Consider the following 26318-nt stretch of genomic DNA (forward strand, 5'->3'; position numbering starts at 1 on the left):
CGCTAGAAGCCCGGTCCGCCGGGGAGGTCGTCGGCCGCGGCCAGTCGGCCCCAGAGGACGTCCGCCAGGCTCCGGACGAGTTCCGCGCGGGAGCAGGGGCGCTCGCCGAGCCACCAGTCGCCGGCCGCGTGCATCATGCCGACGATCCCGTGCCCCCAGATCCGGGCCTGGACCTCGGCACCGGGTCCCAGGTCGACGCGCTCGGCGATGACCTGGCCGAGCTCCTCGCCCATGCGGCGGAGCAGCGGGGCGGAGTGGCGGCCGACGTCGAAGCCCTGCTCGGTCTGGTGCGGCTCCTCCGCCGGGTGCATGAGGAAGCGGTAGACCTGGGGCATCGCCTCGATCGAGCCGAGGTAGGTGTCGAGGGTGGACTCGACGCGGTGGCGGCGGTCGGGGGCGGGCGCGTCCAGGGCGGACCGCAGCGCCGCGAGGAGCGCGTCCGTGTGCCGGATGGCGAGGGCGCGGTACAGGCCGCCCTTGTCGCCGAAGTGGCGGTAGAGGATCGGCTTGGTGATGCCCGCCTCGGCCGCGATCGCGTTCATGGAAGCCTGGGGGCCGTCCCGGAGCACCACCCGGTCCGCCGCCTCCAGCAGTTCGCGCCGCCGCTGCTCGGCGGGCGTCTGCCGGTCGGTGGTCCGGTGTGCGATGTCCATCAGCGTGTCTCCCCGCCCGTGCGTTTCCCTGAGGCTTCGCAACGTAACACCCGGCCGCCTTCCGTTGCCGGTCGGGCCGAACCGCCCCACCGCAGGTTGACAGCCTCTACCCACCGGTAACAGACTGCTGTTACCGGAAGTAACGTACTGCTGGGAGGGAAATATGGGCGAGTTCACGCTCGAACTCAACGAGGACCAGAAGCAGGTCCGCGACTGGCTGCACGGCTTCGCCGCCGATGTCATGCGGCCCGCGGCCGCCGAATGGGACGAGCGTGAGGAGACCCCCTGGCCGATCATCCAGGAAGCGGCCAAGCTCGGCATCTATTCCCTCGACTTCTACGCCCAGCAGTTCTTCGACCCGACCGGCCTCGGCATCCCGATGGCGATGGAGGAGCTGTTCTGGGGCGACGCGGGCATCGCGCTCTCCATCGTCGGTACCGGCCTCGCCGCCGTCGGCGTCCTCGCCAACGGCACCGAGGAGCAGATAGGCACCTGGATCCCGCAGATGTACGGCGACCCCGACGACGTCAAGGTCGCCGCCTTCTGCTCGTCCGAGCCCGACGCCGGCTCCGACGTCGCCTCCATGCGCACCCGCGCCGTGTACGACGAGGCCAAGGACGAGTGGGTGCTCAACGGCACCAAGACCTGGGCGACCAACGGCGGCATCGCCAACGTCCACGTCGTCGTCGCCGTCGTCGACCCCGCACTCGGCTCCAAGGGACACGCCTCCTTCATCGTCCCGCCGGGCACCCCGGGCCTCTCCCAGGGCCAGAAGTTCCAGAAGCACGGCATCCGCGCCTCCCACACCGCCGAGGTCGTCCTCAAGGACGCCCGCGTCCCCGGCGGCTGCCTCCTCGGCGGCAAGGAGAAGCTCGACGAGCGCCTCGCCCGCGCCCGGGAGAAGGCGAAGTCCGGCGGTGGCGAGCGCGTGAAGAACGCCGCCATGGCCACCTTCGAGGCCTCCCGCCCCGCGGTCGGCGCGATGGCCGTGGGCACCGCCCGCGCCGCGTACGAGGTCGCCCTCGACTACGCCAGGACCCGGGTCCAGTTCGGCCGCCCGATCATCGAGAACCAGGGCGTCGCCTTCCAGCTCGCCGACATGGCCACCCAGATCGACGCGGCCAGGCTCCTCGTCTGGCGCGCCTCCTGGATGGCGACGGCGGGCAAGCCCTTCACGTCGGCCGAGGGCTCCATGTCCAAGCTGTACGCGAGCGAGGTGGCCAAGAAGGTCACGGCCCAGGCCATCCAGATCCTCGGCGGCAACGGCTACACCCGTGAGTACCCGGTGGAGCGGATGCACCGCGACGCGGCCATCTACACCATCTTCGAGGGCACCAGCGAGATCCAGCGGATGGTCATCAGCCGCGCCCTCGCCAAGTGACCCGAGGCGTGTGACGTCGCCGGATCGCCCGCGCGGTCCGGCGCACGGAGCGCACACCGGCCCCGAGCCCCCGCCCGTCCCGGCGTGGTGACCCGGGTCACATCCGGACCCTGTCAGGAATCCGGGGGCCGTCTCGTTCAAGACGCACGCGAACGAGACAGGAGCAACGCCATGAAGCACCGCATCGTCGTCCTCGGCGCCGGCTACGCCGGGGCCTTCGCCGCCGGGAACCTCTCCCGCCGGCTCTCGCCCGCCGACGCCGAGGTCACCGTCGTCAACGCCGTGCCCGAGTTCGTCGAGCGGATGCGGCTCCACCAGCTCGCGATCGGCCAGGACCTCGCGGTGCGCGGGCTCGACGAGGTCTTCGCCGGCACCGGGGTGCGGCTGCGCCTCGGGCGCGTCACGGGCATCGACCCCGAGCGCCGGACCGTCGCCGTGGCGGGCGGGGAGGGCGCCGGCGAGCTGCCCTACGACACCCTGCTCTACGCGCTCGGCAGCTCCGTCGCCCACCACGGCGTCCCCGGCGCGGCCGAGCACTCCTTCGACGTGACCGGCCGGGACTCGGCGCTGCGGCTGCGCGAGCGCCTGGCGGGTCTGGCCGCGGGCGGCACCGTGCTCGTCGTCGGCGAGGGGCTGACCGGCATCGAGACCGCCACCGAGTTCGCCGAGTCCCGGCCCGACCTCACGGTGGCGCTCGCCGCCCGCGGCGAACTGGGCGCCTGGCTCTCCCCGAAGGCCCGCCGCCATCTCCGCGGGGCCTTCGACCGGCTCGGCGTCACCGTCCACGAGCACACCGACATCACCGCCGTCGAGCCGACGCGGGCGGTCGCCGCCGACGGCACCTCCCTGCCGGCCGATGTGACCGTGTGGTCGGCCGGCTTCGCCGTGCACTCCCTCGCCGCAGCCGCGGGCCTGGAGGTCGCGGGGACCGGGCAGATCCTCGTCGACGGCACCATGCGCTCGGTCTCGCACCCGGACGTCTACGCCGCCGGTGACTGCGCCTACGCGATCGACGGCAACGGCCGGCCGCTGCCGATGTCCTGCGCCTCGGCCGGACTCACCAACATGCGGGCCACCGCAGCGATCATCGCCCGCCTGACGGGCGGTGAGGTCCCCACGGGCGCACTCACGTACCACGGCAACCACATCAGCCTCGGACGGCGGGACGCGATCTTCCAGACGGTCGACGGGGAAGCCCGCTCCACGTCCTGGTACCTGGGCGGCAAGCCCGCCGCTCGGCTCAAGTCGGCGGTGCTCAAAGGGGCCTGGTGGGGCATCGCCCACCCGACCTTCGGCCTGCCGAAGCGCAGGCGCGCCCTGACCACCGCGGCGGACCGTTCCGCCGCGCGGGTCGCCGCCTAACCTGAGCACCATGGACAGCGACGCCATCGAACGCTTCGAGGCCGGCCGGGGACGGCTGGCCTCGCTCGCGTACCGGCTGCTCGGCTCGGCCGCCGACGCCGAGGACGCCGTGCAGGACACCTTCCTGCGCTGGCAGGCGGCGGACCGCGCGCGGATCGAGGTGCCGGAGGCCTGGCTGACCAAGGTCCTCACCCGTCTCTGCGTCGACCGGCTCCGCTCCGCGCACGCCCGCCACGAGCGCGCGGCCGGCGCCTGGTTGCCCGAGCCGCTGCTCGACGGCGACCCGATGCTCGGCCCCGCCGCCACCTTCGAGCAGCGGGAATCGGTCTCCCTGGCCGTACTCACCCTCATGGAGCGCCTCTCACCGGTCGAACGGGCCGCCTATGTGCTGCGCGAGGCCTTCTCGTACCCGCACGCCGAGATCGCCGGGATCCTCGACATCACCGAGTCCGCCAGCCAGCAGCACGTCCACCGGGCCCGGACCCGGATCGCCGCCGAGCGCGGCCGAGGCGAGGAGGTCGACCCCGCGACCGCGCGCCGGGTCGTCGAGGAGTTCCTCGCCGCCGCCGCGTCGGGGCGCACCGAACGACTGGTGGCGCTGCTCACCTCCGACGTGACGGCGGTATCCGACGGGGCCGGGCTCGCCCGCCGGCTGCTGCGGTACACGACGCCCGAGCGCGTCGCCTCCTCTGTGCGGGCCGGTTTCCGGCCCACACCGGCGAAGCGGCGGCTGGCCGGGGGCTCGCCCGCGTTCCACCTCGCGCGGGTCAACGGCTCCCCGGCCGTCCTCGCCGTGGTCGACGACCGGGTCGTGGGCGCCGTGGCGTTCGAGGTCGCCGACGGCAAGGTCGCGTCCCTGTGCGGGATCGCCGCCGCCGACCGGCTCGCGCGCCTCGGCGAGGCCTGGCGGCGGTACGGACCCGACGCGCCGGCCGTCCACACCTGGTGACCGGAGCCACCGGCCGGGGCCGGGGCGGGTGCGCGCCCCGCCCGCGCTCTCAGACGAGGCAGAACTCGTTGCCCTCCGGGTCCTGGAGGACCACCGCGTAGTAGTCCATGCCGTTCGGCTCGTCCATCGCGTACAGGATCGTGGCGCCCAGGGCCGTCAGACGGGCCACCTCGCCGTCCACCCGCTCCCGGCGCAGAGCCAGCGGGACAGCGCGCCCGCCGCCGACCTTGAGGTCCAGATGGACACGGTTCTTGACGGTCTTCGGCTCGGGGACCTGCTGGAACCAGACGCGCGGGCCCAGGCCTTTCGGGTCCACGATGGATTCCGGCAGCTCTCCGGCGTCGTCGCCCAGCTCGTCCTCGGGGACGCCGATCGCCTCCCAGTACGCCCGCCAGGTGGCGTGGCCCTCGGGCGGCGGATCGGGGACGTAGCGCAGGGCCTCGATCCAGAAGGGCACCAGCCGCTGCGGGTCGGCGCAGTCGATGGTCAGTTGCAGGGTCATCTCGGGTCGCCCGGATGCTTCCGGCGATACGGCTCGTTCCATGGTGCGAGCCTCTCAGACGGCACTGACAACCGCGCCGTTCGAGTCAACCGGCCAGATTCGGACCGCTGTTCGGCCAATCCTACCCGTGAGTCACCTACTGGGGGAGAATCGCTGCGCATCCGCCGACCGAGGGGAACCGTCCATGGCCAGCACCACCGGTACCGAAGCGCCCGAACTCGCGGGACTGCCCCTGCTCGGTTCCCTGTTCGACCTCAGGAACGACTCCCTGGGCACCTTCCTGCGGGCCCGGCGCGAGCACGGCGACGTCGTCCGCATCTGCGCGGGACCGCCCGGCATCCGCACCACCGTGTACGGCGTCTTCTCCGCCGAGGGCGCACAGCAGGTCCTCGCCGGCGAATCGGCCAACTTCCGCAAGGACAACACCTTCTACCAGGAGATACGCGAGTCCTTCGGCAACGGGCTGCTCACCAGCCAGGACGAGGACTACCTCCGTCAGCGCCGGCTCGTCCAGCCCCTCTTCACCCGCCGCCGCGTCGACGGCTACGCCTCGGCCGTCGCCACCGAGGTCGCCCTCCTCACCGGGGAGTGGCGGGACAGCGGCGCCGAATCCGTCGACGTCCTCCAGGAGATGGCCCGCCTCGCCCTGCGCGCCGTCGCCCGCATCCTCTTCGGCACGGACGTCGACGAAGCCGTCGAGATCGTCGAGAACAGCTTCCCCGAACTCGGCGCCTATGTGCTGCGCCGCGGCTACTCCCCGCTCAACGTCCCCCGCGACTGGCCCACCCCCGGCAACCGCCGCGCGGCCCGCGTCCACCGGGCCCTGAACGAGGTCTGCGACCGGATCATCGCCGAACGCCGGGGCGCGGGCCGGGCCCCCGGTGACGGCGACGACCTCCTCACGCTGCTCGTCGGGGCGGAGAGCGCCGAGGACGGCAGCTTCGACGCGACCGAACTGCGCGAGCAGGTCCTCGTCTTCCTGCTCGCCGGTCACGAGACCACCGCCACCTCCCTCGGCTTCGCCCTGCACCTCCTCGCCCTCCACCCGGAGGAGCGGAAGCGGGCCCACGAGGAGGTCGACCGGGTGCTCGGAGACCGGGACCCCGGCGCCGCCGACCTCGACGCGCTGCCGTACGTCACCCGGGTGCTCAAGGAGGCCATGCGGCTCTTCCCGGCCGCCCCGGCCATCGGGCGCCGCGCCGTCGCCGCCACCGTGGTCGGCGGCGTGACCGTCCCGGCCGGCGCGGACGTGATCGTCGCCCCCTGGGTCACCCACCGCCACCCGGACTACTGGGAGGACCCGGACCGCTTCGACCCGGACCGCTTCACCCCCGAGGCGGAGGCGGCCCGCCCCCGGTACGCCTGGTTCCCCTTCGGTGGCGGCCCGCGCGCCTGCATCGGCCAGCACTTCTCGATGCTGGAGTCGGTGATCGCCCTCGCGATGATCCTCCGGCGGTACGACTTCGAGGCGGTCGACACCGAGGTGCCGGTCGCCCCCGCGATCACCCTCCAGGCGGCCGGCCCGGCCCGCTGCCGCCTGCGGCCCAGGCAGGCGTAGGGTCCCCTGGCGGCGGCGGCGGCCGGTCCGGGCGGGGCTCAGTCCGTCCGTTTCCCGTTCTGCAGGTGCAGGGAGCGGAGGGCCGCTTCGAGGGCGAAGCGGTGGTTGGGATCGAGGAGCCGGTCGCCGAAGTGGTTGTCCAGGTTCCGCAGCCGGTAGCGGACCGTCTGGGCGTGCACGCCCAGCATCTCGCCGACCTGTTCGGCGGGGGCCCGGGTGGAGATGTGGACGCGTAGGGTCTCGATCAGCCGCTCGCGCCGGGTGCCGGACAGGCTGTCGAGCGGGGCCAGTTCGCGCCGGGTGAGATGGGCGACGAGTGCCGGGTCGGAGAGCAGCCACAACGTTGTCAGGTGGTCCTCGCAGTGCACGACGGGGGCGTCGGGAACGATGCCGTCGTCGATGAGCTGGAGGACCCGCCGGGCCCAGCGGATGGAGTGCGCGGCCTGCGCGGCCGGCATGGTCGGGCCGATGGCGGCGGGGGTGCCGGCCAGGGCGGAGCCGAGCATCGCGAGGCGCTCGGCGGTGAGCGGGCCGGGGATGAGCAGATGCGGCTCGGGGAGCGTGAGGTCGGCCAGGACGTCACGGTCGAGGCCGGCCTGGACGAGTTCGGCGACCGGGGGCCGGACCGCCACCAGGGTGCATTCGGCGGGGAGCTGCCAGGAGGCCTCCTGGCACAGTTCGGCGATGGTCGCCCGGGGCAGCGGGGGACCGGCGACGACGAGGTGGAGCAGCTGTCTTCGCAGCGCCGCCACATCGGTCACCGCTCTCGCCTGGACCATCAGATAGCCCTCGCGGGAGAGGGCCTCCAGCTCGTCTACGTACGCGAAGAGCGCGTCCGCGAAGGCGAGGATGAGGGTGGGGGAGAGGTTGTACGTGCGGCCGATGCTCTTGGCCCGCCGTAACGCGATGCGTGCGCCCAGGCGGTACGCGCCCTGCAGGGTGTCGAGGTCCCGGCCCTCGTAGGCCTCCACCCGGCCGAACTTGCGCAGCAGCTCGTCCCGGAGCGCCGAGTTCCGCCCGGGGTCCGCGACCCGTTCCACGAACGCCGCGAGCGCCTGCTCCACGCCCAGCCGGATCGCGTCCGAGTGGGGCCCCTTGAAGAGGTGGGCGTACACGGGGTAGGCCCGCTGGACCTCCACGCCGATCTCCTTGATCAGGCCGGGTATCTCCGGTCTCATCAGGGCGGCGAACTCCCGGGGGAGCGGATCCAGCGGCTCACCGATGTGCGGTGACTGTGCGGTTGCGGGCATGAACCGATCCCTTGCTCTGCTACGTGACCGGTGGGGGAGCGGCGGGCGGCGCCCGACCTGGTGCGGAGGGCGCCGCCGTGGCCGTCGGTTACGTACCGACGTTGACTGCTGAAGCTAAGACAACTGCTGTGTGCTGTACACAACTTGAGCAGGAGTTGATCCGCCCGAAGGGGCCCGGGGAGTCGACTCGGCCGGTTATCGCCCTTGGGTGGCCGTTACTTGACGGCCGCGTGCCAGTTCTGCGCGAACAGCTTTCCGGCGTCGGGCGCGGCGACACCGGGGGCGTAGAGGCCGGTCAGGTAGGTCTGGGTGTTGTTGAGCGTGATGCTGTTCTTCCCGGCGGCGGACGGCAGTCCGGTCTTGAGGTTCACCGCGCCGTTGACGAGGCCGAGGCCCAGGCCGCAGCCGCTGGCGCCCGGGACGGCGAAGGTCGTGTCGGTCTGGGTGGAGCCGAGCATGTTCAGGCGGCTCATGTCGCCCTCCTCGTTCGGGGAGCCGTCGCCGTTGAAGCGCTCGACGGAGAAGTCGGGGGAGGTGAGGTTGCTCGGGTACAGCATGATCGGGTTGGTCTTCGTGCCGATGTAGCAGTTGCTGCCGAGGAACGGGTTCTGGAGGTGGATGCGGACCGGGATCCGCACGATCGGCATGTCGGTGAGGACACCCGCGATCTGGTTGAAGTCCGAGGGAGTGCCGACCGATTCCACGGTGGCGGTGATCTTGTTCAGGCTGGCGTCCGACAGCTGCCGGCAGATGTCGGTGATGAACGGGATGTCGCTCGGACACATCAGCCCGAGCAGACCGCCGGGGACGGTGGCGGAGTCGGCGATGAGCGAGCCGGCGGGCGGTCCGACGACCGTGTTGGTGCCGTCGGCGTTCTGGATCACGCCCATCTGGAGGTTCGTCTTCCCGGTGACGACGGTCGTGTTGCCGAGCTTGATGGTGCCGCTGGGGGAGGAGGACGAGACGCACTGCGGCGCCTGGTCGAGGCCGTCTGCGGCGAGCATCGCGGGGGCGTCGACCGGGCAGCGGTCGAACGGGGCCCAGGAGCCGTTCAGCACGGGGGAGGACGCGGTCGCCGTGCCGACGGAGACGAAGGCGCCGAGCGCGGTGAGGGCGGAGAGGGTGGCGAGACGGGTGCGGGAGGAGACGAGGGGCATGGCGGTTTGCCTTCCGTTGGAGGGAGCGGAGAAGAAGGAGGGGCGGGTGCGCGGGCTCAGCGCTCGGGCTTGGGGACCACGTACGGCTGACGGTCCGTGGTGCACTGGCCTTCGGTGGGCACCTCGACGCCCACGGCGCAGGTCTGGCCCTGGATCTGCTTGATGTAGTTGCCGGGCCCGGAGATGGAGGCGGTGAGGAGCCGGTCGAGGTTTTCGCCGCCCGCGCCGCAGCCCTTGAAGGCGGGGACGCTCACCTCGCCGGTGAGCGGGCCACCGGTGGTGAGGACGTATCCGGTGGCGTCGGTGCCGTTGATGAGCTGCCCCTTGCCCAGGAGCACCAGGTGGTCTCCGGGGTACTTGGCGGGCTGGGGTTCGGGAGAGCTGATCGGCTTCTCCGTACGGCAGGAGGGGCCGACGTCCAGCCGGGTGCCGTTGACCCTGACGTCGAGGACGCGCAGGACCAGGGGGACCCGGATGTAGCTCTCCGCGATGTTGTCGGGGAAGACGAGGAGGATGTCCGACTCGACGGTCATGGGGCCCGCCTGCTCCAGGACCAGCGTCGCCGTGACCGGGGCGAAGCCGAAGGTCAGGAAGGTGGACTCGAAGGGCGGGGACTGCTTGCGCCCCTGGTAGGAGAGGCCGCCGACCGACTTCTGGACCAGGTGCAGGGTGCCGTCCGGGCGGAACTCGATCTCCGGTATGCCCTGCTCGATCTGGACGCAGGAGAGCGGGATGAGCGAAGCGCCGTTCAGCTTCCGCACGTTGGAGTAGCCGGTGATGTACGCCGACAGCGACGTGGGGGTCGGCTTCTCGGTCACACAGGGCGGTGCGGCCCGCCGGTCCGGGGCGGCGCCCGGCGTGTTCGCGTCGGCCGCCTTCGCGCCGTCGCCCGCCCGGGGCCCGGTCAGCGGCCCCTTCGCGACCGGGCCGTTCGCCTCCTCGCCCGTACCGGCCTGGCCCTTCCCTCCCGCGGTGGGCGGCGCCTTCGGGGCGTCCGGCCGGGGGAAGGGGGACGAGGTGGAGGGCGGGAGCGGGCCGGACGGCGAGGCGGGCGGCGTGCTCGGCTCCCCGCCGGGGGTGCCGGCGCCGACCGGGACCGTGGCGAGCAGCGTGCGCTCCCGCGCGTCCTCACCGGGTACGCAGCCGACGGAGAGCGCGGCGGGAGTGGTGGCCGCGCCGTCGGCGGTGCTCGGGGCGAGGTCGACGGCCAGACCCCCGGCGGTGAGGGTCAGATCGCCCGCCGCGTCCGTGGTCAGGATCGGGACGTCGCCGGTCGTGGTGAGCGTCAGGGGGCCGTCGGCGGGTACGGCCAGGGGTTCGGCCGTTCCGCGCCAGACGGCGTCCGTGCCCCGTCCGTTCTGCGCCGCGCCGACCGTGAGCTGTGTCTCCGCGCGTACGGTGGCGGCCTTCAGCGCGAGGAGGTCCGCCACGGCCGCGGCCGGGAGTTCCAGTGTCGTGGTCACGTCGGTGGGCCGGATCTCCTCGCCGACGGCGGCCCGTTCGGGGAGGGTGCCCTTGATCCGTACCGTCGCGGGCTGCGGGCCGGAGGGCAGGGTGCACAGATAGGGGATCTCGGCGTCGACCTCGTGCGTGCCCAGGGCCACGGCCGCGGCGGGGAGAAGGGGGGCGAGTGCCACGAGTGCGGCGATGGCCGCGCCGCGCGCGGGGGCGCGGGAAGTGCGCTGGGCGGCTCGCTGGCCTCTCATCTGGTGCTCCGCTCGGATCGTGCGCTCGCGGGCGCGAGGGGGTGAGGGCGGTCGGGTGCGGACAGCCCGCGTCCGCCCGGCCGGGGTCGCCGGCCGGGCGGACGCGGGTTCCTGCGTCGTTACGGGTTGGAGCCGACGATCGTCGGGATGGTGCTGGTGCCCGACACCTTGGCGAGGTAGGCGCCGGTGAAGAGCGGCTTGGCGCCGACCGGTACGGCGGAGCCGCAGTTGGTCGACGAGACGACGTTCAGCTCGCCGGAGGTGCTGGCGACGGCGAGCTTGCCCGTCGAGTTGGTGTACGTGCTGGAGGCCTTGCCCGTCACGCGGAAGACACAGGCGCCGACGGTCACCGTGGCGTCGACGTTGCCGACGTAGCCCTTGGTGACACCGGTCGCGGCGGTGTAGTCCTGCGCCACGATCGTCCAGGGGGTGGTCGGCACGGTGGTCACGTTGCCCAGGACGCTGGTGCAGGGCGCGCCGCTGGCGCCGAAGGCGATGGAGCTGATGGATCCGACCGTCGCCGGGTTGCCGGTGGCGCTCTGCATCGTGCCCGAGGCGTTCGACTTCGTACACGTCATGGCGATGCCGTTGACGCTCAGGACGATGTTTCCGCTGTTCGCCGCGGTGAAGCTGGCCGGCGTGGGGTTGACCGTCCAGACCGTGGAGGCCACCGCGGAGGCGGGGCTGACGGCGAGGACGAACGCGGCGGAGGCGGCTCCGGCGACGACGGCGAGGTTTCTGATCGGCTTCTTCATGGCTCTGGGACGCTCCTTGGGGATTGACCGGCAGAGATGGCCGCGGTGGGGGTGGAGAACGGCCGGCGGCCCAGCGATTCTCGGCCGCGAAACCTGACGTTACTTGCGGGAAACTTAGCTGAACAATGGCGGAGTCCAAGATTCTTTGAACAGGTTGCATTGCCTGTCAAGTGGGTGAGCGATGGCGAGAATCCACTTGGTTCCGCGGTGCGCAATGTCGACAATTATGATCGATCAACCAGGGTGGTGGATGGCCATTCGGTGCCCTCCCGCGAAAAGTCGGAATCCGGTATTGCCGAGGGAGGTTACTCGGCCGTAGCGTTCCCCGGGCCGACGCTGAGTCGCAGGTCGGCGCAGCAATCTATCTCGCCGGAGACAAGAGTTGATTCCGACTTTGTCTGCGCGGTGACAAACGCCGGAGCGGATCAAGGATTTTGCGCCACATCTATTGTCCGGGTGATCAGTTCCGGCTTACCGTGCGCCCGCGGCGCACACCCGACACACGCTTGCTGGAGGTGGTATGGGAATCGAAGTAGTCGTTGAGGGTCTGACCATGTCCTTTGGCAAGCAGAACATCTGGCAGGACGTGACGCTGACTTTGCCGGCCGGAGAGGTGAGCGTCATGCTCGGCCCTTCCGGAACCGGTAAGACCGTCTTCCTGAAATCGCTCATCGGGCTGCTGAAGCCCCAGCAGGGCCGTGTCCTCATCAACGGGGTCGACATGGTCAGCAGCCCCGAACGGGACATCTACGAGACCCGGAAGCTCTTCGGCCTCATGTTCCAGGACGGAGCCCTCTTCGGCTCCATGACCCTGTTCGACAACATCGCCTTCCCGCTGCGCGAGCACACCCGCAAGCGGGAGTCGGAGATCCGCCGCATCGTCATGGAGCGCATCGAGCTCGTCGGCCTCCTCGGCGCGGAGGGCAAGCTGCCCGGCGAGATCAGCGGAGGCATGCGCAAGCGCGCCGGACTGGCCCGCGCGCTCGTCCTCGACCCGCAGATCGTCCTGTGCGACGAGCCGGACTCCGGGCTCGACCCGGTCCGCACCGCGTACCTCTCCCAGCTGCTGATCGACCTGAACGCGCGGATCGACGCGACGATGCTGATCGTCACCCACAACCTCGACATCGCCGCCACCGTCCCCGACAACATGGGGATGTTCTTCCGGCGCAACCTGGTCAGCTTCGGACCGCGCGAAGTCCTCCTCACCAGCGACGAGCCGGTGGTCACCCAGTTCCTCGCCGGCCGCCGCGAAGGACCGATCGGCATGTCCGAGGAGAAGGACGCCGCCCAGCTCGCCGCCGAGCTGGACAACCCCGCCGGCCACCCGGTCGCGCCCCGCGTCATCGTCCCGCAGCTGCAACCCTCGCCCGGCCTCCCGCCACGCGCGGCGGTCGGCCGCCGCCGGGAGCGCGTCCTCGGCATGCTCGACCGGCTGCCGCCCGCCGCCCAGGCCGCCATCCGCGACACCTACGCGAAGGACGACGCGGCGTACACCCTGCCCCAGCGGGCGCGGACCACGGGGAGCGCCTCGTGATCACCGGCGCGCTGCGGCAGACCGGCCGCCTCTTCGCCCTGGCCGCCGAGGTGAGCCGGGCCGTTTTCCGACGGCCTTTCCAGTTCCGGGAGTTCGTCGAGCAGTTCTGGTTCGTCGCGAGCGTCACGATCCTCCCGGCCGCGCTCGTCTCCATCCCCTTCGGCGCGGTGATCGCGCTCCAGGTCGGCTCGCTCACCCAGCAGCTCGGCGCCCAGTCGTTCACCGGCGGAGCCAGCGTCCTCGCCGTCATCCAGCAGGCCAGCCCGCTCATCGTCGCCCTGCTCATCGCCGGGGCCGGCGGCTCCGCCATCTGCGCCGACCTCGGCTCCCGCAAGATCAGGGAGGAGCTGGACGCGATGGAGGTCATGGGCGTCTCGCCCGTGCAGCGACTGGTCGTCCCGCGCGTCCTCGCCACCATGGCGGTCGCCGTCCTCCTCAACGGCATGGTCTCCGTCGTCGGCACGCTGGGCGGCTACTTCTTCAACATCATCCTGCAGGGCGGCACCCCGGGCGCGTACCTCTCCAGCTTCTCCGCCCTCGCCCAGCTGCCCGACCTCTACATCAGCGAACTCAAGGCCCTGATCTTCGGGTTCATCGCGGGCATCGTCGCCGCCTACCGCGGGCTCAACCCCCGCGGCGGCCCCAAGGGGGTCGGCGACGCCGTCAACCAGTCCGTCGTCATCACCTTCATGCTGCTGTTCTTCGTGAACATGGTGCTGACGGGCATCTACCTGCAGATCGTCCCGCCGAAGGGAGGCTGAGCGCGATGGCCTCCCCGTTCGTCTGGCTCGACCGGTCCGGTGACCAGCTCCTCTTCTACGTCCGCGCCCTGCTGTGGATCCCGCGCACCCTGCGCCGCTACCTCAAGGAGGTCCAACGGCTCCTCGCCGAGGTCGCCTTCGGCTCCGGCGGCCTCGGAGTCATCGGCGGCACCATCGGCGTGATGATCGCGATGACCCTGTTCACCGGAACCGTCGTCGGCCTCCAGGGCCACGCCGCCCTCGAACAGATCGGCACCGCCGCCTTCACCGGCTTCGTGTCCGCCTACTTCAACACCCGCGAGATCGCCCCGCTCGTCGCCGGGCTCGCCCTGTCCGCGACCGTCGGCGCCGGATTCACCGCCCAGCTCGGCGCCATGCGGATCAACGAGGAGGTCGACGCCCTCGAAGGTATGGGCATCCGCTCCATGCCGTACCTGGTCACCACCCGCATCATCGCGGGCGTCGTCGCCATCGTCCCGCTGTACGCGATCGGCCTCCTCTCCTCCTACCTGGCCTCCCGCTATGTGACGGTGCTGTTCAACGGCCAGTCCCAGGGCACGTACGACCACTACTTCAACCTCTTCCTCTCCCCGACGGACGTCCTCCTCTCGGTGCTCAAAGTGCTGATCTTCAGCGTGATGGTGATCATCGCCCACTGCTACTACGGCTTCCGAGCCTCCGGCGGCCCCGCCGGCGTCGGCATCGCCGTCGGCCGCTCCGTGCGCAACGCCATCGTGCTGATCAGCGTCACCGACTTCTTCCTGTCGCTGGCCCTCTGGGGCGCGACCACGACCGTGAAGGTGGCGGGGTGACATGAGCGACTCCCGTGCCGAGACCCTGCGCCGCAGGTTCGCCGGCGTCGTCTTCCTGCTGGTGCCCGCCCTGCTCGCCTGGCTGGCGGTGGCCGTCTACGACAAGAGCTTCACCGCGTCGGACCCGATCGTCGTCGAGACCGGCAGCATCGGAAACGAGATGCACCTCGGCGCCGAGGTGAAACTGCGCGGCGTCGTCATCGGCGAGGTCCGCGCGATCGACGCCGTCGACGGCGGGGCCCGCCTCACCCTCGCCATGCGCCCCGGGACCCTGGACCACGTCCCCTCCGACGTCCGCGCCCAGATGCTGCCCACCACGCTCTTCGGCGAACGCTTCGTGGCCCTCGTACCGCCCGAAAGCCCCTCGGCCGCACGGCTGGGCCCCGGCGCGGTCATCCCCGAGGACCGCTCCAGCAACGCCATCGAACTCCAGCAGGTCCTGGACAACGTCCTGCCGCTGCTCTCCGCCGTCCAGCCGCAGAAACTGTCGGCGACGCTGTCGGCCGTCTCGCGGGCCCTGGAGGGACGCGGCGACCAGCTCGGCACGACCCTCGCTCAACTCGACGCGCACCTCCGCGAGTTCAACCCCCATCTGCCCGCCCTCACCCGCGATCTGAAAGAACTCGTGAAGGTCAGCCACCTCTACGCCGACGCCGCCCCGGACATCGTCACGGCGCTCACCGACTTCACCACCACCAGCGGCACCCTCGCCGCCCAGGAGGAGCAGCTCGCCGGCACCCTCGGCGCCACCACCCGCACGGCCCAGGACCTCACCGCCTTCCTGCGGCAGAACAAGGACAACATCATCCGGCTCAGCGCCACGAGCAGGCCCACCCTGCAACTGCTCGCCGAGTACTCCCCGTCCTTCCCCTGCACCCTGCGGACCCTCGCCCAGTTCGTGCCCGCCATGGACAAGGCGCTCGGCAAGGGCACCGACCGCCCCGGACTCCACGTCGACGTCACCACCGTGCCCTCGCGCGGCGCCTACGTGCCCGGCCGCGACACCCCCTCCTACGGATCGGGCGGCGGCCCCCGCTGCTACCCCGTGCCCTACCTCGGCGTCCCCGCCGCACCCGCCGCACGGGCCTCCGCCGCGGCCGACCAGCAGCTCGGCCCCGCCAACTCCCCGCAGGAGAACGACCTCGTCAACGAACTCCTCGCCCCCGCGGCGAAGAAGCGGCCCGGCGACCTGCCGGACTGGAGCAGCCTGCTCGCCGGACCCGCGTTCCGCGGTGCGGAGGTGACCCTGCGATGACGACACGGCCCACCCACACCCGACGGCGCGGCCTGACCGGGACCGTGCTGAAGTCCCTCGCGTTCGTCCTGGTCACGGCGCTCGCCACCACCGTGCTCGGCTTCAGCATCGCCAACACCGGCGTCGGCTCCGACACCCGCTCCTACAAGGCGCTGTTCACCGATGTCACCGGGCTCGTCAAGGGCGACTCCGTGCGCATCGCGGGCGTCAAGGTCGGCGAGGTGACCGACGTCCGCGTCGTCGAACGGCGCACCGCCCAGGTCACCTTCTCGGTCCGCGAGGACCGGGAGCTGCCCAGGTCGGCCACCGCCGCCGTCAAGTACCTCAACATGGTCGGGCAGCGCTACGTCTCCCTCGGCCGGGGCAGCGGCGAGGTCACCGGCGCCCTCCGCAGCGGGGACACCATCCCGCTGGACCGCACCACCCCGGCACTCGACCTGACCCTTCTCTTCAACGGCTTCAAGCCGCTGTTCGAGGGGCTCTCGCCGGCCGACGTGAACGACCTCGCGGGCTCGCTCGTACAGGTCCTCCAGGGCGAGAGCGGAACCGTCGACAGCCTCCTGAAGCACATCGGCTCCCTCACCAAGACGGTCGCCGCGAAGGACAAGGTGGTCGGCGAGGTCGTCACCCACCTCAACACCGTCCTCACCACCCTCAACACCCGCGAGGCCGGCTTCAAGGACCTCGTCGTCACCCTCCAGAAGCTCGTCACCGGCTTCAACACCGACCGCAAACCCCTCGGCGAGGCGGTCAAGGCCGTCGGTGACCTCACCACGACGACCGCCGGGCTGTTCCAGGAGGGACGCGCCCCGCTCAAGAAGGACATCCGCGAACTCGGCCGGCTCTCCGGCACCCTCGGCGACCACACCCCCCGCATCGAGGCGTTCCTCGCCAACACCCCCGGCAAGATGACCGCCCTGGCCCGGCTGTCCTCGTACGGCTCGTGGTTCAACCTCTACCTCTGCGAGGCGCGCGTGAGCGGCGTGGGTACCTCCGACGGCTCGAAGCCGCCGACCGGGATCGCCGTGACCGAAGCGAGGTGCCGCGGATGAGCCCCCGCCTGTTCAAGCCGGTCAAGGAACGCAATCCCGTCGGCGTCGCCGTCGTCGGACTGCTCCTCATCGCCCTCGTGGCCACCCTCGCGTACAACGTGGAACGGCTCCCCCTCGTCGGCGGCGACACCGCCTACAGCGCCGACTTCACCGAGGCCGCCGGACTCGACACCGGCGACGAGGTGCGCATCGCCGGCGTCAAGGTCGGCAAGGTCACCGGCGTCGCCCTCGACGGGCCCAAGGTCAAGGTGACCTTCGAGGTCGGCGACGCCTGGATCGGCGACCGGTCCACCGCCGCCATCGCCATCAAGACCCTGCTCGGCGAGAAGTACCTGGCGCTCGACCCGCTGGGCTCGGCGCCGCAGGACCCAGGGACCCGCATCCCGCAGACCCGCACGACCTCTCCGTACGACGTCACCCAGGCCTTCCAGGACCTCAGCGGCACCGTCGACGCCATCGACACCGCGAAGCTCGCGGAGAGCTTCGAGACCATCTCCGACACCTTCAAGAACTCCCCGCCGCACGTGCGCAACGCCGCCACCGGCCTGTCCGAACTGTCGAAGACCGTCTCCAAGCGCGACACCGAACTCGCCCGGCTCCTGGAGAACAGCAAGAAGTTCACCAAGACCCTGGAGGACAAGAAGTCCAGCTTCGAGATCCTCCTGGAGGACGGCGGCTCGCTGCTCGGGGAGCTGAGGAAGCGCCGCGACGCCATCCGCGCCCTGCTCAAGGGCAGCCGGGACCTGGGCACCGAACTCAGCGGCCTCGTCGGCGACAACGACCGGCAGCTCGGCCCCACCCTGAAGGCCCTCAGCCGCGTCACCGGCGTCCTGGAGAAGAACAGCGGCCAGCTCGACAAGACGCTCGCGCTCATCGGCCCCTACTACCGGCTCGTCGGCAACACCCTCGGCAACGGCCGCTGGTTCGACAGCTACCTCTGCGGCGTCGTGCCCCGCACCTACGTGCCCGAAGCCTCGCAGCCCAAGACCGGATGCATGCCGCCGCGGACCAAGGCGACGGCCAAGGGGAGCGGTGAACGATGAACAGAGCCAGAAAGCCCCTCGTCGCCGGCCTCGCCCTCGTGGTGCTCGCCGCCTGCGGTCTCGTCGCCGTACGCGTCCTCGGCGACGACGGCACCCGCGTCACCGCCTGGTTCGACCGGGCCGTGGGCATCTACGCCGGATCCGACCTGCGCGTCCTCGGCGTACGGGTCGGGGAGGTCGAGTCCGTGGAGCCGCAGGGCACCCGGGTGCGCGTCCGGCTCCGCCTCGACGAAGGCGTACGCGTCCCCGCCGACGCGCGGGCCCTCGTCGTCGCCCCCAGCATCGTCGCCGACCGCTACGTCCAGCTCACCCCCGCCTACAGCACGGGACCCGCCCTCGCGGACGGCGCCGAGCTGCCCGCCTCCCGCAACCGCACCCCCGTCGAGATCGACCAGCTGTACGCCTCCATCACCGAACTCGGCGAGGCGCTCGGCCCCGATGGTGCCAACTCCACGGGAGCCCTCTCCGAACTCCTCGACACCGGCGCGAAGAACCTCAAGGGAAACGGCACCGCCATCGGCACCTCCATCGAGGAGTTCGGCAAGGCCGCCAAGACCCTCGACGGCAGCAGCGAGAAGCTGTTCACCACCCTCAGCCAGCTCCAGACCTTCACCACCATGCTCAAGAACAAGGACGGCGACGTCCGCACCGCGCAGGAACGCCTGGACGAGGTCGTCGGCTACTTCGCCGAGAACAAGGACGACCTCGCCGGCGCCCTCAAGGAACTCGGCAAGGCCCTCGCCCAGGTCAAGACCTTCATCAAGGACAACCGCGGCGAACTGAAGAAGAACATCGACCGGCTCGTCCCCCTCACACAGACCCTCGTCGACCAGCGCGCCTCCCTCGCCGAAGCGCTCGACGTGGCCCCGCTCGCCGCCGGGAACGTCGTCAACGTCTACAACCCGGACACCCGCACCCTCGACGGCCGCGCCAACCTCAACGAGATCAGCGCGGGCGGACCCCTGCTCCCGCTGCCGATGAGCGGCGCCGCCTCGACCAGTACCGGAAAGGGGGAGCGGTGAGACGCGCCACCCTGCCCTCCGGGAAGGCCGCCGGGGCCGGCGCCGTCGGAGTGATCGCGCTCGGCCTCGGCCTCGCCGTCGTCCTCGGCGCGCTCCCCGCCAACCCCTTCCGCTTCGACGGCATCGAGGACCTGCCGCTCCCCGGCGGCGCCGACCTCGGCTCCCACCCCTACACGGTGACCGCCGAACTCGACGACGTACTGAGCCTCGTGCCCCAGTCCGCGGTCAAGATCAACGACGTCGCCGTCGGCCGCGTCACCGCCATCGAACTGGGCGACGGCACCTGGTCCGCCCGCGTCACCCTGAAGATCAACGGCGACGTACGGCTGCCCGCCGACGCCGGCGCCCGCCTGGAGCAGTCCAGCCTCCTCGGCGAGAAGTACATCCAGCTCGTCGCCCCCCGGAAGGGCGACGGCGCGCGCCTCGCCGACGGCGGCGTCATCCCGCTGGCCCGCACCAGCCGCAACACCGAGGTCGAGGAGGTGTTCGGCGCGCTGTCCCTGCTGCTCAACGGCGGCGGCGTCAACCAGCTCAAGACCATCACCCGGGAACTCAACGCGGCCCTCGGCGGCCGGGAACCCGAGGTCCGCTCCATGCTCGACCGGGTCAACACCCTGGTGACGACCCTGGACGCGCACCGCGGCGACATCACCCGCGCCCTCGACGGCGTCAACCGGCTCTCCGCCACCCTCGCCGGCCGCAAGAAGGACGTCGACACCGTCCTCACCGGCCTCTCACCCGGCCTCAAGACCCTGGAGAACCAGCGGGGCTCCCTGCTCACCATGCTCCGCGCCCTGGACACCCTGTCCGGGGTCGCCGTCACCACCATCGACGCCAGCAAGAAGGACATGGTCGCCGACCTCAAGGCCCTCGCGCCGACCCTGACCGCCCTCGCGGACGCTGGCGCCGACCTGCCCGACTCCCTCCAGGTGCTGCTCACCTACCCCTTCACCGACGAGGTGATGAAGGGCATCAAGGGCGACTACCTCAACACCTATCTGCACCTCGCCGCCACGCCGGGGACCGAGGTCATCCCGCCCCTGGTCCCCAAGGCCGACCCCACGCCCGCCCCGACGACGCCCGCCCCCGAGGGCCGGCAGCGGCCCGCGACGGGCGGAGCCGCCCGGAGCCCGGAATCGGCCCTGCCGCTGCCCGCCGTCCCGTCGGGCAGCCCCTCCGGATCCGGTACGACCGGCCGGGCCACCCCCTCGAAGGACGGAGGCGAGAGCCGGTGATCACCCGTACCGTACGGCTGAAGAACCTCGCGTTCCTCGTCATCGCCGTGCTCGTCCTCGGCTTCGTCGGCGTCCGCTACGCCGACCTCGGCCGCTACGCCGGCGTCGCCGACCACTACACCGTCCGGGTCCATCTCGCCCGTACCGGAGGCCTGTTCACCCACTCCGACGTCACCTACCGGGGCGTCTCCGTGGGACGCGTCGGCGCCATCGACCTCACCGCCGACGGCGTCGTCGCCGAACTGCGCATCAAGAACTCGGCCCCCCTGATCCCCGCCGACGCGCGGGCCGTGGTCGCCGGACTCTCCGCCGTCGGCGAGCAGTACATCGACCTGCGCCCCGAGAGCGACGGCGCCCCCTACCTCGCCGACGGCGCCCGCATCGAGCTGGCCGACACCGAGGTGCCGGCACCCGTCACCGACGTCCTCGCCAGCATGAACGGCCTCGCCACCTCCGTACCGCTGGAATCCCTGCGCACGGTCGTCGACGAGTTCGGCAAGGCCTTCGAAGGACACGGCGACGACCTGCAGGTCCTCCTCGACAGCGGCAGCCGCTTCGTCGAGGCCGCCGACACCTCCCTGCCCGCCACCACCCGGCTCATCGACGACGGGGAGGTCGTCCTGCGCACCCAGGCCGACGAGAGCCGCGCCATCCGGGACTTCGCCACCGGCGCGCGCGACCTCGCCGCCACCCTCAAGGGCTCCGACGCCGACCTGCGCCGCCTCCTCGCCGTCGCACCCGACGCGACGGGTCAGGTCAGCGGCCTCCTGCGCGATCTCGACCCGAGCCTGAGCGTCGTCCTCGCCAACCTCCTCACCACCTCGGAGCTCGCCGTCACCCGGCAGCGCGGCATGGAGGAACTGCTCGTGAAGTACCCGGCCGCGGTCTCCGCCGGAGCCACCGCCGTCGACGGAGGACGGGTGAACTTCGGCATGGCCGTCACCTTCTTCAAGCCCCTGCCCTGCACCTCCGGATACGGAGGTACGCGCTACCGCAACGGACTCGACCTCGGGACCGCGCCCGCCCTCAACACCCGTGCCTCCTGCACGGGTTCGGCCGCCGCCGGAGTGAACGTACGCGGCTCGGCGCACGCGCCGGAGAGCGGCCCGGTACCCGAACCGGCCCGCCCCGGCTCCCTTCCCTCGGGCGGCGCCCGCACCACGGCCGGCGACCGGGCCACGCTGCCCGGCGCCCTCGCCCTGCCGGGCCAGAACGGCGGGCCGACGGACATGGCCGGGCTCCTCGGCCTGAACACCGGGAGCACTCGATGAAGCGGGCCCGGATCCTCGCCGCCGCCGCCCTCGCCGTCTCCCTGGGCTTCTGCGGGACCGGCGCGTGGACCTACGCGCAGGCCCGCACCGACCGGGAACTCGCCTTCGGCCACGAGCGGGACACCGCGCTCGCCGAGGGACGGAACCGCGTCACCGTCCTGAACACGCTCGACGCCTCGACCCGCGAGCGCGCGGAAGCGGGCATCCGGGCCTGGCGCGAGGCCTCCACCGGCCCGCTGCGCACCGAACTCGGCCGCACCGAGCCCGCGGTGGGCGCCTCCGCGCGCGCCACGGTCACCGAGGCCGCGCTCACGGCGCTCGACACCAGAGCCGGTACGGCGAAGCTCATCGCGACCGTACGCGTCGACGTCACCCCGCGCGGAGCCGCCGCCGCGACCACCGACCGCAAGCGCCTGGAGGCCGTCCTGACGCGCACCGGCGAGAACACGTGGAGGGTGGCGGCGCTGACGGCGGTCCCCGTCGCCGGGGCCCAGGAGAGCGAGGACGAGTGACGCGACTGCCGCGCGGGACGACCGACCGGACCCTTGAGACGGACGAGGAGCCGACGCCCGCCACGACCGACGAGGCCTCCGGCACCCCGGACCAGGCTTCCGAGACACCTCACCAGGCCTCCGGCACCGCCGACGACCCGACCGGAGCCACGGACGACGCCCCCGCGCGCGGCAACGGCCGATTCGCCCTCACCGGCAAGTGGCGCCGCGCCGCCCTCGCCACCGGCGTCGTCGCCCTGCTCATCGGCGGGAGCGCCTTCTTCTACGGCGCCCACCAGCTCCGGTCCACCCCCTCGGCACGCAACCAGGCGCTCACCGACGCGGCGGCCACCGCCCGTGTCGGCGGCGACGTCGGAGAGGGCCTCGCCCGGATCTTCTCCTACACCCCCGCGCGAACCGACGCCGCGGAACGCTCCGCGAGCAACGTGCTGGCGGGACGCGCCGCCCGGCAGTACGAGGAGCTGTTCGCCCGGATCCGCGCGAGTCTGGTCGAGCAGAAGCTCACCCTCAGCACCCAGGCCGTCCGCACCGGAGTGATCGAACTCGACGGGAACACCGCGCGCCTGCTCGTGTTCCTCGACCAGACCTCGCGGCGGGACAAGGCCGCCGCCACCTCCGCCGCGGCCCAGCTCACCGTCACCGCGGAGTTCCGGGGCGACCGGTGGCTGATCGTCGACATCAAGGCCCGCTGAGCATGAGCGGGAGACGGGAGCACCCCATGACACGCGCGGTCCGCACCCCGGCGGGCATCCGCCCGGCCCTGGCCGTGGCCCTCGTGCTCACCCTCGTCGCGGGCGGGTTCGCGGCCTGGGCCGGCCGGGACTGGTACGCCGCGGCGCACGACGACTCCGCCGCGTACGCCCTGCAACGCGACCGGGCGCTCGAAGCGGGGGAGCAGGCCGTACAGAACCTCAACACGCTCGACCACCGGCGCGTGGACCAGGGGATCGACCTCTGGGAGTCCTCCACGACCGGCGAGCTGCACAAGCAACTGGTCGAAGGACGGACCGAGTTCACCAACCAGGTCAGGACGGCGAAGACGGTGACCACGGCGCGGGTGCTGTCCGGGGCCGTCACGGAGCTCGACGACCGCGCGGGACGGGCCCGGCTGCTCGTCGCCCTGCGGATCACGGTCACCACGCCCGACAGCAAGAGCACGGAGAAGGACAGCCGGATGCTGGGCGAACTCACCCGCGCCGACGGCCAGTGGAAGCTCAGTGGTCTGGGGCAGGCCCCCGTGGGCGGCACGTCGACCGGTTGATTCCGGCCGCACCGCGAGAGCCGCCCGCCCCCGAAAGGACACCGCACGATGCCGACACCCCGCCACCACCTCAACCGCCAGCGCCGCCGCCAGGCCCTCGCAGACCAGTCGGCCGCCGCACCCGCCGCCACCCAAGCCGTGTCCGAGGACGCCGCTTCCCGGCCGTCGGCCGGTGGCAGGTCCCGTACGGTGCTCCTCGCCGAGCCCGCCCCCCGGACCCGCACCCGCCCGTCGGTCGCCCCCGCACAGGCCACGGCCGACGAGCCGAAGCGGGACACCGCCACGGGCACGCGCCCCCGTCCCCTCGTCCCGCTCGTCGTCCTGTGCGTCCTGACGCTCCTCCTCGGCGGCTTCGCCGGACTGGCGTACAGCAGGGCGGAGGCGCTCCGCGACGACCCGGTGCGCGGCAACACGGCCCTCACCGACCTGGCCCGTACCAGCGAGATCAAGGGGCAGACCGCCGCGGCCGTGGCCGCGCTCTTCTCCTACGACCACGCCGACCCGGCCCCCTTCGAACGGGCCGGGAAGACCCTCCTCACCGGGAAGGCCGTCGCCCAGCACCGGACGCTGCTCGGCGGGGTCCTCGCCAAGGCCGCCCAGCGGAAGCCGGTGATCACCACCGTGGTCACGGACAGCGCGGTCGAGCGGATCGACGGCGACCGCGCCCGGGTCCTGGTCTACGCCGACCAGAGCAGCGTCAGTACGGCCGGGACCGGCAAGGCCGCCGGAGGGAAGCAGCCGAAGGCGCAGGACCAGGGGGTCTACGCGGGAGCCATGTTCGCCGTGGACGTCGTGCTCCGCGACGGGCGCTGGCTCATCGAGAACATCGACACCTTCGGCCGCTGATCCGCCGGGAGAGCCGAGAGGGCGGGGAGAGCGGGGAGGGGGCCGGGACGGGACCGAGGTGTCCCGTCACCCCCGCCAGGTCGCGACGAGCACCGTCGCGTACTTCTCCTCGCAGCCGACGATCCGGGCCTCCAGGCCGTACGCGGAGACCGCCTCAAGCGCCGGACCGGTCTGCCGCTCGCTCGTCTCGACCAGCAGGTGTCCGCCCGGCGCCAGCCAACGCGGCGCCTCGGCGGCCACCCGGCGCAGCACGTCCAGTCCGTCCGGGCCGCCGTCCAGGGCGACCAGCGGCTCGTGCTCGCGCGCCTCGGGCGGCAGCAGACCGACCTCCTCGGTCGGCACGTACGGCACATTGGCGACGAGGACCTCGACCCGGCCCCGCAGACCCCCGGGCAGCGCGGCGAAGAGGTCGCCCCCGTACACCCGGCCGCCGCGCGGCTCGACGTTCCGCCGGGCGCAGCGCACCGCCGCCGGCTCGATGTCCGAGGCGTGCACCTCCGCGCCCTCGATCCGGTCGAGGAACACCGCGCCCGCCGCGCCGGAGCCGCAGCACAGGTCGAGGCAGACGGCGCCCGGCCGGGCCAGACCCACCGCGTGCTCGACGAGGAACTCCGTACGCCGCCGGGGGACGAACACCCCGGCGTCGACCTCGATCCGCAGCCCGGCGAACTCCGCCCAGCCCACGACGTGCTCCAGCGGCAGGCCCGAGGCCCGCCTCTCGACCATCAGGTCGAGTTCGTCGGCGTCGGCCGACGCCGCCAGCAGCATCTCCGCCTCTTCCTCGGCGAAGACACAGCCCGCGGCGCGCAGCCGCTCGACGACGCCTATGTCAGACAAGCTGGGCCTCGATCGCGGACACGACCTCGGGGGCGTCGGGCTCGGTGCGCGGCCGGAAGCGGGTGACCAGGCCGTCGCGGCCGATCAGGAACTTCTCGAAGTTCCACTGCACGTCACCGGCTTCGCCGTCGGCGTCGGCGACCTTCACCAGCTCCGCGTAGAGCGGGTGGCGGGCCTCGCCGTTGACGTCCGTCTTCTCCAGGAGAGGGAAGGACACGCCGTACGTCGTCGAGCAGAACGTCCGGATCTCCTCGGCGCTGCCGGGCTCCTGGCCCGCGAACTGGTTGCAGGGCACTCCGAGCACGGTGAAGCCGCGCTCGCCGTACTCCTTCTGCAGCCGCTCCAGACCCACGTACTGCGGGGTGAGGCCGCACTTGGAGGCGACGTTCACGACGAGGACCGCGCGGTCCCGGTAGTCGGCGAGGGAGACCGGCTCTCCGGTCAGGGTCTTCAGGGGGATGTCGTACAGGCTCATGGACAGCTCCTCGGGGGAATAGGGTTTGATCTCAGCATGGGAGACGAACCACTGGCAATCCCGATCGATTCCGCGCCCGGTGCGGCAGCCCGCCCGGTGCGCTGCCGGCTCTGCGGGCGGCCCCTCACGGGGGCCGGCTCCCGTCGCACCGGCCTCGGCCCGACCTGCGACGCCAAACTGCACCCGCCGGCCCCGGACATCCGGACCCGCCGCCACGAGGTCGAACAGGACACCCTCCCGGGCATCGACCAGACCTCGTAGCGGACATAATTCGCGGGCGCGCGGCAGGGACGGCGACCTAGTCTGCCGTCATGATCGACTGGAAGAGCGTCGAGGCCGCCGACTGTGCCGTGCCCGCCGACCCGCCCATGGACGACCTCGTCCGTGAACTGTCCCGCGCCCTGGCGGACCCCGATCCCCGGATCCGGGACGGCGAGCCCTACGGCGTGCTCGACACCTGGATCGCGCGCGGGACGATCCCGGCGCCCCGGCGGCTGGAGCTGGGCGACGAGATGGCCGCCCGGTTCACCGACCCGCGGGTCGAGGCCCGCACCTTCGCGCCCCTCGTGCTCGACATGCTGGTGTCGGCGGGGGACTTCAGGGCCGGCTGGGTGGACGCGTTCGAGCGCTGGTACCCGGCGGAGCGGGATCTGCGCGGCCACGACGGGACGCTCGGCTGGCTGCACGCGGTGGCGCACGGCGCGGATCTGCTCGGCACCTTCGGCCGCCACTCCGAGGTGGCGCCGGTGCGGATGCTGGACCTCGCCGCCGCGCGGCTGACGGCGCCCACCGACCACGTCTACGACCAGCTGGAGGACGACCGCCTGGCACGGGCGGTCGCCCGGGTCCTCACCCGCGCCGACCTCAGCGAGCGCGACTCCGTCGACTGGCTCGACCCGATCGCCGACCGCTTCGGCGCCGACCGGGTCAGCACCCCCGTGCCCGCGCACCTCAGCAACGCCCTGCGCACCCTGCGCCTGCTGTACGTCCTCGCCGACCGGGGCGTGCGCCCCACCAGCGAGCTGCCCCCGGAACCCCTCCACCACCGCGAGGCGGTCAAGTCCGGCGTCGCCGCCGTCCTCGACCGGATCGTCAAGCGCTGACCGAAGCGGGACCGTGACCGTCC

General features: G+C 72.1%; 27 protein-coding genes. 19 read left to right on the forward strand and 8 right to left on the reverse strand.

The genetic code is table 11. From position 1 onward, the window contains the following. Positions 1–2: 2 nt before the first annotated feature. The gene (locus ABT154_RS24570) at positions 3–653 is read right to left on the reverse strand and encodes a TetR/AcrR family transcriptional regulator (protein ID WP_351859073.1); all 651 of its coding nucleotides are present in this window, start codon (positions 651–653) and stop codon (positions 3–5) included. Positions 654–816: 163 nt separating this feature from the next. Here ABT154_RS24570 and ABT154_RS24575 point away from each other — a divergent pair, with 163 nt between their 5' ends. The 3 genes from ABT154_RS24575 (at position 817) to ABT154_RS24585 (ending at position 4345) form a co-directional block, all read left to right on the forward strand. Then, complete coding sequence (locus ABT154_RS24575) at positions 817–2034, forward strand: acyl-CoA dehydrogenase family protein (protein WP_351859075.1); 1218 nt, start codon at positions 817–819, stop codon at positions 2032–2034. A 171-nt stretch (positions 2035–2205) separates the two neighbouring features. Further along, positions 2206–3396, forward strand: coding sequence for an NAD(P)/FAD-dependent oxidoreductase (locus ABT154_RS24580; protein WP_351859077.1), 1191 nt, complete (start codon positions 2206–2208; stop codon positions 3394–3396). Positions 3397–3406: 10 nt separating this feature from the next. Continuing rightward, positions 3407–4345: a sigma-70 family RNA polymerase sigma factor gene (locus ABT154_RS24585; RefSeq protein WP_351859079.1), complete on the forward strand. Its 939-nt coding sequence runs from the start codon at positions 3407–3409 to the stop codon at positions 4343–4345. 49 nt (positions 4346–4394) lie between these two features. On the opposite strand, the gene ABT154_RS24590 is transcribed toward ABT154_RS24585, so the two are convergent. After that, on the reverse strand, positions 4395–4889 hold the full coding sequence (locus ABT154_RS24590) for a VOC family protein (RefSeq protein WP_351859081.1): 495 nt from the start codon (positions 4887–4889) through the stop codon (positions 4395–4397). A gap of 142 nt (positions 4890–5031) precedes the next feature. Between ABT154_RS24590 and ABT154_RS24595 the strand changes: the two genes are divergently transcribed. Continuing rightward, entirely contained in the window at positions 5032–6405 is a 1374-nt protein-coding gene (locus ABT154_RS24595) for a cytochrome P450 (RefSeq protein WP_351859082.1), read from the forward strand. Positions 6406–6443: 38 nt separating this feature from the next. Here the strand turns inward: ABT154_RS24595 and ABT154_RS24600 are convergent, their stop codons facing one another. The 4 genes from ABT154_RS24600 to ABT154_RS24615 form a co-directional block, all read right to left on the reverse strand. Continuing rightward, a complete protein-coding gene (locus ABT154_RS24600; RefSeq protein ID WP_351859083.1) occupies positions 6444–7655 on the reverse strand; it encodes a PucR family transcriptional regulator in 1212 nt (403 codons plus the stop codon). Between the two features lie 215 nt (positions 7656–7870). Beyond that, positions 7871–8812: a hypothetical protein gene (locus tag ABT154_RS24605; protein ID WP_351859085.1), complete on the reverse strand. Its 942-nt coding sequence runs from the start codon at positions 8810–8812 to the stop codon at positions 7871–7873. Positions 8813–8868: 56 nt separating this feature from the next. Beyond that, positions 8869–10518 carry a DUF6801 domain-containing protein gene (locus ABT154_RS24610; protein ID WP_351859087.1) on the reverse strand — a complete coding sequence of 550 codons (1650 nt, stop codon included), beginning with the start codon at positions 10516–10518 and terminating at the stop codon, positions 8869–8871. 119 nt (positions 10519–10637) lie between these two features. Continuing rightward, positions 10638–11273: a hypothetical protein gene (locus ABT154_RS24615; RefSeq protein WP_317876229.1), complete on the reverse strand. Its 636-nt coding sequence runs from the start codon at positions 11271–11273 to the stop codon at positions 10638–10640. Between the two features lie 520 nt (positions 11274–11793). Here ABT154_RS24615 and ABT154_RS24620 point away from each other — a divergent pair. From ABT154_RS24620 to ABT154_RS24680, 13 genes are read left to right on the forward strand one after another with little or no spacing between them, the layout of a single operon-like run. Continuing rightward, entirely contained in the window at positions 11794–12810 is a 1017-nt protein-coding gene (locus tag ABT154_RS24620; protein WP_351859090.1) for an ABC transporter ATP-binding protein, read from the forward strand. After that, entirely contained in the window at positions 12807–13571 is a 765-nt protein-coding gene (locus ABT154_RS24625) for an MlaE family ABC transporter permease (protein ID WP_209493641.1), read from the forward strand. Before ABT154_RS24620 ends, ABT154_RS24625 begins: the two co-directional genes overlap by 4 nt. 5 nt (positions 13572–13576) lie before the next feature. Next, a complete protein-coding gene (locus ABT154_RS24630) occupies positions 13577–14383 on the forward strand; it encodes an MlaE family ABC transporter permease (protein WP_056555096.1) in 807 nt (268 codons plus the stop codon). Between the two features lies 1 nt (position 14384). Beyond that, complete coding sequence (locus ABT154_RS24635) at positions 14385–15638, forward strand: MCE family protein (RefSeq protein WP_351859093.1); 1254 nt, start codon at positions 14385–14387, stop codon at positions 15636–15638. Beyond that, on the forward strand, positions 15635–16690 hold the full coding sequence (locus tag ABT154_RS24640) for an MCE family protein (RefSeq protein ID WP_351859095.1): 1056 nt from the start codon (positions 15635–15637) through the stop codon (positions 16688–16690). Before ABT154_RS24635 ends, ABT154_RS24640 begins: the two co-directional genes overlap by 4 nt. Further along, the gene (locus ABT154_RS24645) at positions 16687–17733 is read left to right on the forward strand and encodes an MCE family protein (RefSeq protein WP_351859097.1); all 1047 of its coding nucleotides are present in this window, start codon (positions 16687–16689) and stop codon (positions 17731–17733) included. Before ABT154_RS24640 ends, ABT154_RS24645 begins: the two co-directional genes overlap by 4 nt. Then, positions 17730–18755: an MCE family protein gene (locus ABT154_RS24650; RefSeq protein WP_332433938.1), complete on the forward strand. Its 1026-nt coding sequence runs from the start codon at positions 17730–17732 to the stop codon at positions 18753–18755. Before ABT154_RS24645 ends, ABT154_RS24650 begins: the two co-directional genes overlap by 4 nt. Next, entirely contained in the window at positions 18752–19990 is a 1239-nt protein-coding gene (locus ABT154_RS24655) for an MCE family protein (protein ID WP_351859100.1), read from the forward strand. Before ABT154_RS24650 ends, ABT154_RS24655 begins: the two co-directional genes overlap by 4 nt. Beyond that, positions 19987–21261: an MCE family protein gene (locus ABT154_RS24660; RefSeq protein ID WP_351859102.1), complete on the forward strand. Its 1275-nt coding sequence runs from the start codon at positions 19987–19989 to the stop codon at positions 21259–21261. Before ABT154_RS24655 ends, ABT154_RS24660 begins: the two co-directional genes overlap by 4 nt. Then, the gene (locus ABT154_RS24665) at positions 21258–21773 is read left to right on the forward strand and encodes a hypothetical protein (RefSeq protein ID WP_351859104.1); all 516 of its coding nucleotides are present in this window, start codon (positions 21258–21260) and stop codon (positions 21771–21773) included. The genes ABT154_RS24660 and ABT154_RS24665 overlap by 4 nt, the downstream gene beginning before the upstream one ends. Beyond that, positions 21770–22465, forward strand: coding sequence for a hypothetical protein (locus ABT154_RS24670; RefSeq protein ID WP_351859105.1), 696 nt, complete (start codon positions 21770–21772; stop codon positions 22463–22465). The genes ABT154_RS24665 and ABT154_RS24670 overlap by 4 nt, the downstream gene beginning before the upstream one ends. A gap of 26 nt (positions 22466–22491) precedes the next feature. After that, positions 22492–23034: an Rv1363c family protein gene (locus tag ABT154_RS24675; RefSeq protein ID WP_351859107.1), complete on the forward strand. Its 543-nt coding sequence runs from the start codon at positions 22492–22494 to the stop codon at positions 23032–23034. A 48-nt stretch (positions 23035–23082) separates the two neighbouring features. Further along, positions 23083–23880 (forward strand): hypothetical protein, encoded by a 798-nt coding sequence (locus ABT154_RS24680; RefSeq protein ID WP_351859109.1) that lies wholly within the window; start codon positions 23083–23085, stop codon positions 23878–23880. A 66-nt stretch (positions 23881–23946) separates the two neighbouring features. On the opposite strand, the gene ABT154_RS24685 is transcribed toward ABT154_RS24680, so the two are convergent. Beyond that, positions 23947–24717: a putative protein N(5)-glutamine methyltransferase gene (locus ABT154_RS24685; protein WP_351859111.1), complete on the reverse strand. Its 771-nt coding sequence runs from the start codon at positions 24715–24717 to the stop codon at positions 23947–23949. Beyond that, positions 24710–25192: a glutathione peroxidase gene (locus ABT154_RS24690; protein ID WP_317875930.1), complete on the reverse strand. Its 483-nt coding sequence runs from the start codon at positions 25190–25192 to the stop codon at positions 24710–24712. The genes ABT154_RS24685 and ABT154_RS24690 overlap by 8 nt, the downstream gene beginning before the upstream one ends. Positions 25193–25228: 36 nt before the next feature. On the opposite strand from ABT154_RS24690, the gene ABT154_RS24695 reads away from it, so the two are divergent. Continuing rightward, entirely contained in the window at positions 25229–25453 is a 225-nt protein-coding gene (locus ABT154_RS24695; RefSeq protein ID WP_351859113.1) for a DUF6011 domain-containing protein, read from the forward strand. A 50-nt stretch (positions 25454–25503) separates the two neighbouring features. Further along, entirely contained in the window at positions 25504–26295 is a 792-nt protein-coding gene (locus ABT154_RS24700) for a DUF2785 domain-containing protein (protein WP_351859114.1), read from the forward strand. Positions 26296–26318: the final 23 nt, after the last annotated feature.

The organism is Streptomyces sp. NPDC001728, from assembly GCF_040297565.1.
Lineage (GTDB): Bacteria > Actinomycetota > Actinomycetes > Streptomycetales > Streptomycetaceae > Streptomyces.

What these genes read in the sequence shown, in the direction of transcription:
- ABT154_RS24570 (WP_351859073.1), bottom strand. Translation starts at nt 653, where the DNA reads ATGGACATCGCACACCGGACCACCGACCGGCAGACGCCCGCCGAGCAG.
- ABT154_RS24575 (WP_351859075.1), top strand. Translation starts at nt 817, where the DNA reads ATGGGCGAGTTCACGCTCGAACTCAACGAGGACCAGAAGCAGGTCCGC.
- ABT154_RS24580 (WP_351859077.1), top strand. Translation starts at nt 2,206, where the DNA reads ATGAAGCACCGCATCGTCGTCCTCGGCGCCGGCTACGCCGGGGCCTTC.
- ABT154_RS24585 (WP_351859079.1), top strand. Translation starts at nt 3,407, where the DNA reads ATGGACAGCGACGCCATCGAACGCTTCGAGGCCGGCCGGGGACGGCTG.
- ABT154_RS24590 (WP_351859081.1), bottom strand. Translation starts at nt 4,889, where the DNA reads ATGGAACGAGCCGTATCGCCGGAAGCATCCGGGCGACCCGAGATGACC.
- ABT154_RS24595 (WP_351859082.1), top strand. Translation starts at nt 5,032, where the DNA reads ATGGCCAGCACCACCGGTACCGAAGCGCCCGAACTCGCGGGACTGCCC.
- ABT154_RS24600 (WP_351859083.1), bottom strand. Translation starts at nt 7,655, where the DNA reads ATGCCCGCAACCGCACAGTCACCGCACATCGGTGAGCCGCTGGATCCG.
- ABT154_RS24605 (WP_351859085.1), bottom strand. Translation starts at nt 8,812, where the DNA reads ATGCCCCTCGTCTCCTCCCGCACCCGTCTCGCCACCCTCTCCGCCCTC.
- ABT154_RS24610 (WP_351859087.1), bottom strand. Translation starts at nt 10,518, where the DNA reads ATGAGAGGCCAGCGAGCCGCCCAGCGCACTTCCCGCGCCCCCGCGCGC.
- ABT154_RS24615 (WP_317876229.1), bottom strand. Translation starts at nt 11,273, where the DNA reads ATGAAGAAGCCGATCAGAAACCTCGCCGTCGTCGCCGGAGCCGCCTCC.
- ABT154_RS24620 (WP_351859090.1), top strand. Translation starts at nt 11,794, where the DNA reads ATGGGAATCGAAGTAGTCGTTGAGGGTCTGACCATGTCCTTTGGCAAG.
- ABT154_RS24630 (WP_056555096.1), top strand. Translation starts at nt 13,577, where the DNA reads ATGGCCTCCCCGTTCGTCTGGCTCGACCGGTCCGGTGACCAGCTCCTC.
- ABT154_RS24635 (WP_351859093.1), top strand. Translation starts at nt 14,385, where the DNA reads ATGAGCGACTCCCGTGCCGAGACCCTGCGCCGCAGGTTCGCCGGCGTC.
- ABT154_RS24640 (WP_351859095.1), top strand. Translation starts at nt 15,635, where the DNA reads ATGACGACACGGCCCACCCACACCCGACGGCGCGGCCTGACCGGGACC.
- ABT154_RS24645 (WP_351859097.1), top strand. Translation starts at nt 16,687, where the DNA reads ATGAGCCCCCGCCTGTTCAAGCCGGTCAAGGAACGCAATCCCGTCGGC.
- ABT154_RS24650 (WP_332433938.1), top strand. Translation starts at nt 17,730, where the DNA reads ATGAACAGAGCCAGAAAGCCCCTCGTCGCCGGCCTCGCCCTCGTGGTG.
- ABT154_RS24665 (WP_351859104.1), top strand. Translation starts at nt 21,258, where the DNA reads ATGAAGCGGGCCCGGATCCTCGCCGCCGCCGCCCTCGCCGTCTCCCTG.
- ABT154_RS24675 (WP_351859107.1), top strand. Translation starts at nt 22,492, where the DNA reads ATGACACGCGCGGTCCGCACCCCGGCGGGCATCCGCCCGGCCCTGGCC.
- ABT154_RS24680 (WP_351859109.1), top strand. Translation starts at nt 23,083, where the DNA reads ATGCCGACACCCCGCCACCACCTCAACCGCCAGCGCCGCCGCCAGGCC.
- ABT154_RS24690 (WP_317875930.1), bottom strand. Translation starts at nt 25,192, where the DNA reads ATGAGCCTGTACGACATCCCCCTGAAGACCCTGACCGGAGAGCCGGTC.
- ABT154_RS24695 (WP_351859113.1), top strand. Translation starts at nt 25,229, where the DNA reads ATGGGAGACGAACCACTGGCAATCCCGATCGATTCCGCGCCCGGTGCG.
- ABT154_RS24700 (WP_351859114.1), top strand. Translation starts at nt 25,504, where the DNA reads ATGATCGACTGGAAGAGCGTCGAGGCCGCCGACTGTGCCGTGCCCGCC.